Origin of the sequence: Escherichia sp. 94.0001 (assembly GCF_013369155.2) — a bacterium.
Lineage (GTDB): Bacteria > Pseudomonadota > Gammaproteobacteria > Enterobacterales > Enterobacteriaceae > Escherichia > Escherichia coli_F.
In genome coordinates, this window is sequence record NZ_JABWMS020000122.1 from 1 (window position 1) to 4,803 (window position 4,803).

At 46.9% G+C, this 4,803-nt stretch carries 9 protein-coding genes; 5 read left to right on the forward strand and 4 right to left on the reverse strand.

Going from position 1 to position 4,803, the window contains the following annotated elements; translation table 11 throughout:
• Window positions 1–90: 90 nt before the first annotated feature.
• The 4 genes from HEN33_RS26860 to HEN33_RS24175 form a co-directional block, all read right to left on the reverse strand.
• Entirely contained in the window at window positions 91–225 is a 135-nt protein-coding gene (locus HEN33_RS26860; protein ID WP_000929756.1) for a hypothetical protein, read from the reverse strand.
• A 173-nt stretch (window positions 226–398) separates the two neighbouring features.
• Entirely contained in the window at window positions 399–932 is a 534-nt protein-coding gene (locus HEN33_RS26565) for a hypothetical protein (protein ID WP_001193679.1), read from the reverse strand.
• A gap of 189 nt (window positions 933–1,121) precedes the next feature.
• On the reverse strand, window positions 1,122–1,463 hold the full coding sequence (locus HEN33_RS24170; RefSeq protein WP_000885926.1) for a DUF3024 domain-containing protein: 342 nt from the start codon (window positions 1,461–1,463) through the stop codon (window positions 1,122–1,124).
• Between the two features lie 60 nt (window positions 1,464–1,523).
• A complete protein-coding gene (locus HEN33_RS24175) occupies window positions 1,524–2,231 on the reverse strand; it encodes a LexA family transcriptional regulator (RefSeq protein WP_000250473.1) in 708 nt (235 codons plus the stop codon).
• Window positions 2,232–2,309: 78 nt separating this feature from the next.
• On the opposite strand from HEN33_RS24175, the gene HEN33_RS24180 reads away from it, so the two are divergent.
• The 5 genes from HEN33_RS24180 to HEN33_RS24200 all read left to right on the forward strand — a co-directional run.
• Window positions 2,310–2,537, forward strand: a complete 228-nt coding sequence (locus HEN33_RS24180; protein WP_001180318.1) for a helix-turn-helix transcriptional regulator — start codon at window positions 2,310–2,312, stop codon at window positions 2,535–2,537.
• A gap of 138 nt (window positions 2,538–2,675) precedes the next feature.
• Entirely contained in the window at window positions 2,676–2,975 is a 300-nt protein-coding gene (locus HEN33_RS24185; RefSeq protein WP_000438491.1) for a CII family transcriptional regulator, read from the forward strand.
• A 32-nt stretch (window positions 2,976–3,007) separates the two neighbouring features.
• Window positions 3,008–3,907, forward strand: coding sequence for a replication protein (locus HEN33_RS24190; protein ID WP_053902211.1), 900 nt, complete (start codon window positions 3,008–3,010; stop codon window positions 3,905–3,907).
• Window positions 3,904–4,605 (forward strand): replication protein P, encoded by a 702-nt coding sequence (locus tag HEN33_RS24195; protein WP_000788871.1) that lies wholly within the window; start codon window positions 3,904–3,906, stop codon window positions 4,603–4,605. Before HEN33_RS24190 ends, HEN33_RS24195 begins: the two co-directional genes overlap by 4 nt.
• On the forward strand, window positions 4,602–4,803 hold a 202-nt coding region (locus HEN33_RS24200; RefSeq protein ID WP_115739826.1), incomplete at its 3' end, for a hypothetical protein. The genes HEN33_RS24195 and HEN33_RS24200, both read left to right, overlap by 4 nt.

The window sequence follows — 4,803 nt, forward strand, 5'->3', positions numbered from 1 at the left end:
GGCAGCCTGAGTTCACAGATAAAACACTCTCCAGGAAAACCGGGGCGGTTCAAACCCGGCTCGGTGGCCGGGTTTGAGATTTAGTTATTTTCAGCAGCTCGGATAAGAGCGGAAGTGCTGACGAACATGTTCGAGCTCACCGAAACGTATGCGGCAGTAACTGCGCACATAAACCGGCTTGTCGTGTTCGTAGATGAAGTCATCGCGATTAACATCGTGAGCCATAGCTTTTCTCCTGTTTTTGTATACAGCCTGTTTACCCGAACAGGTTGTAGTTTGTTGGGAGAACCGCTATCCTTGGCTTGCGGTTGCCAAGGGTGTAGCGGTAGGTAATCCTCCATACACTTCGGAAATACTGGATATATTTCCGACCCAAAAAGCCCCGTTCCCTCGGGGCTTTATTCTTTTGTTCCGCCATCAATCATCGCAAAAGATTCCACAATCAGACTGATACGCTTGGCTTCATCTTTTGTCAGGTCGCGAGGCAGGTTGCCAATGGTGACGATAAGATCTCCGCGCAATGGAATCGGCAGTTCAAATGTTTTTACACCAACCTGTACGTCAGCTACCGCCTTCTTCTTAGGTGCCATCTTTTTACGCTCCTTTTTTTTATTTACATCACCAACTGACACATTAATCTCACCATTCTGGTAGGAGATAAATTTATCAATAGCACTTTGCATCCGGCTTTTGTATGCCTGCAAAGATGATTCAGAGGGTTTGCTTTCTGCTGAGTCTGCGTACGAACTTGCTAAGTTGGCAACGCTATAATCACGGATATCGGCATCGGTGAAATCCGACCCAAGAACAGTAAGAAGGCGCAGGGAAGAGTCACGGAGATTGCGGGCTGTAGCATCATTGACGATACCAAGCTCAGGAAGCATCTGTAAGAAGTCCTGAAATGCTTTGATGGTGTAGCTTTTGGTTTGCATAAAAAAGCCTCATACAGTTGATGAGGCAATACTAATTTGATCGTCAAAACAAATCAAGACCCAAGAAACGATCGTTGATTCCTTTCTTTGTGACAATACAGTCAAATCAAGTTTTACAAGGATTACTTTTCTTCGATTACATTAAAAGCCGCACTTCTGCGGCCATCCATCACCCAAATGTCTCTTCACTCATCCGAAGAAGCAGCAATCCGGGTCAGCACGCACAAGCTCAAGCGCATCAGTCAGCGAAAGTTCAGTACTGTACTGATGCCATTTCATATCCTTCCGCATCCAATAGATTTTCCATCTATCCAGAGAACGTATGTACTTGATTCTTGCTGATGGCAGGATGTTTGTTTCACCTGGGTTGCCCTGCCACACGGGGCGCTGTTCGCCGATATCTATCGTTTGGTCATTGATGCTATAAACAATATCCAGTTCATTGCGGATATGTTCAGGCGGCCTTATGCTTTCAATGAATTGGTGAACTTCTTTTTTGACCGCTTGATATTCAAGGTCAGTGAACGCCATCTATCCTCCTCACCCAAACGTTTCTTCTGGCCACTGGTTACCAGCTATGTGACGATGAAGTCACGAACTTTTCAGCCACTCCCTTGCCTCGATGTCATCCAGATGGCGAGATTGCTTCAGAATACCAGCTACATACTCCACCTTTGCTACTTGATGATAAGGCAACGTTATAGGCCTGTGATCCTGGTTAATGCTTGTAAATTGGTATTCTCCATCTCTGTCATAGCCAAGAACCTTAATCATGTTGTGTCCTTCAACGGTTCTGACAAACACCTCATCACCCGGGAATACTTTGGTGTTAGGCTCAATGAGTACATATTCTCCTGATTTTATTCTGGGCCACATGCTGTCTCCTTTCACACGAAGACCAAAGGCATCTGGATCATCGCTATAAATTTTGAGCCACCCATCGCGCTCTTCGGTCATCTCGATGGCACCATCAACACCAAGAATTGCCTCACCAACCACGCGCACTAACCCTTTTTTTAATTTGCCAACAAATGAAAGAGTATCTTCATCATTCGCTCCATTTAACGAAGTGCCGTGCTGAAGCCAAACAACATCAACGTTTAGAAATTTCGCAAGCGCATTCATTTTTTCCTGACGCGGTAAAGACTCAGCATTAAACCATTTGCTAACGCCTTTGGACGAAAGAGAAAGGGCACGGGCTATAGCCATTCCCCTACCATGTTCATCAAGACCAGCTTCTTTACAGGCTTGCGCTAGCCGCTGGGCGAATTCTTTGCGCACTTTTTCATTCTGAACCATGAGTACGATACTAAAGCACTTGCAAAAACTTTCAGTTCAACCATAATACGTACTGAAAGTACGAAAAAGGATATTCCTATGCAAAATCTTGATGAGCCGATTAAAGGTGTCGGCATCCCTGAAGTTGCGAAGGCTTGTGGAGTTAGCGAAAGGGCTGTCTATAAGTGGCTCAAAAACGGCTTCCTCCCTAAGACTGAGTTTTTTGGGAAAACTAAATACGCATCAAAAATCGAAGAGATTTCTGGTGGCAAATATCAAGCAAGCGAAATGCTTGAAATAAGCAAAAAGAACCTTCTGGCTGCATAAGTAACACCGCTCTTTTCACAATGGACATTCGTCCTACGTCGCTGACAAAGCGAGTCCCAATATATCTGACCAACTAAGGCCATATGCGTTTCCACGCATACCTTTCAACTAGCTATTCACTATTGGAAATCTTAAGAAATGGAACAAACAAATTACAGCAAACTATCACAGCGCGACGTTGATCGCGCAGAAACAGATTTACTTATCAACCTGTCAACGCTTACTCAGCGCGGTCTGGCAAAGATGATTGGCTGTCATGAATCGAAGATAAGCAGAACAGACTGGAGGTTTATAGCTTCGGTCTTGTGTGCTTTTGGCATGGCATCAGACATCAGTCCGATTAGCAGAGCTTTTAAGTATGCGCTTGATGAAATCACCAATAAAAAACGCCCGGTGTGCAAGACCGAGCGTTCTAATCAAATCCAGATGGAATTCTGAGGTCATTACTGGATCTATCAACAGGAGTCATTATGACAAATACAGCAAAAATACTCAACTTCGGCAGAGGTAACTTTGCCGGACAGGAGCGTAATGTGGCAGATCTCGATGATGGTTACGCCAGACTATCAAATATGCTGCTTGAGGCTTATTCGGGCGCAGATCTGACCAAGCGACAGTTTAAAGTGCTGCTTGCCATTCTGCGTAAAACCTATGGGTGGAATAAACCAATGGACAGAATCACCGATTCTCAACTTAGCGAGATTACAAAGTTACCCGTCAAACGGTGCAATGAAGCCAAGTTAGAACTCGTCAGAATGAATATTATCAAGCAGCAAGGCGGCATGTTTGGACCAAATAAAAACATCTCAGAATGGTGTATCCCTCAAAACGAGGGAAAATCCCCTAAAACGAGGGATAAAACATCCCTCAAATTGGGGGATTGCTATCCCTCAAAACAGGGGGACACAAAAGACACTATTACAAAAGAAAAAAGAAAAGATTATTCGTCAGAGAATTCTGGCGAATCCTCTGACCAGCCAGAAAACGACCTTTCTGTGGTGAAACCGGATGCTGCAATTCAGAGCGGCAGCAAGTGGGGGACAGCAGAAGACCTGACCGCCGCAGAGTGGATGTTTGACATGGTGAAGACTATCGCACCATCAGCCAGAAAACCGAATTTTGCTGGGTGGGCTAACGATATCCGCCTGATGCGTGAACGTGACGGACGTAACCATCGCGACATGTGTGTACTGTTCCGCTGGGCATGCCAGGACAACTTCTGGTCCGGTAACGTGCTTAGCCCGGCCAAACTCCGCGACAAGTGGACCCAGCTCGAAATCAACCGTAACAAGCAACAGGCAGGCATGATAGCCAGCAAACCAAAACTCGACCTGACAAACACAGACTGGATTTACGGGGTGGATCTATGAAAAACATCGCCGCACAGATGGTTAACTTTGACCGTGAGCAGATGCGTCGGATCGCCAACAACATGCCGGAACAGTACGACGAAAAGCCGCAGGTACAGCAGGTAGCGCAGATCATCAACGGTGTGTTCAGCCAGTTACTGGCAACTTTCCCGGCGAGCCTGGCTAACCGTGACCAGAACGAACTGAACGAAATCCGCCGCCAGTGGGTTCTGGCTTTCCGGGAAAACGGGATCACCACAATGGAACAGGTTAACGCAGGAATGCGCGTAGCCCGTCGGCAGAATCGACCATTTCTGCCATCACCCGGGCAGTTTGTTGCATGGTGCCGGGAAGAAGCATCCGTTATCGCCGGACTGCCAAACGTCAGCGAGCTGGTTGATATGGTTTACGAGTATTGCCGGAAGCGTGGCCTGTATCCGGATGCGGAGTCTTATCCGTGGAAATCAAACGCGCACTACTGGCTGGTCACCAACCTGTATCAGAACATGCGGGCCAATGCGCTTACTGATGCGGAATTACGCCGTAAGGCTGCCGATGAACTGACCTGTATGACAGCGCGAATTAACCGTGGTGAGACGATACCTGAACCAGTAAAACAACTTCCTGTCATGGGCGGCAGACCTCTAAATCGTGTTCAGGCGCTGGCGAAGATCGCAGAAATTAAAGCTAAGTTCGGACTGAAAGGAGCAAGTGTATGACGGGCAAAGAGGCAATTATTCATTACCTGGGGACGCATAATAGCTTCTGTGCGCCGGACGTTGCCGCGTTAACAGGCGCAACAGTAACCAGCATAAATCAGGCCGCGGCTAAAATGGCACGGGCAGGTCTTCTGGTTATCGAAGGTAAGGTCTGGCGAACGGTGTATTACCGGTTTGCTACCAGGGAAGAACGGGAAG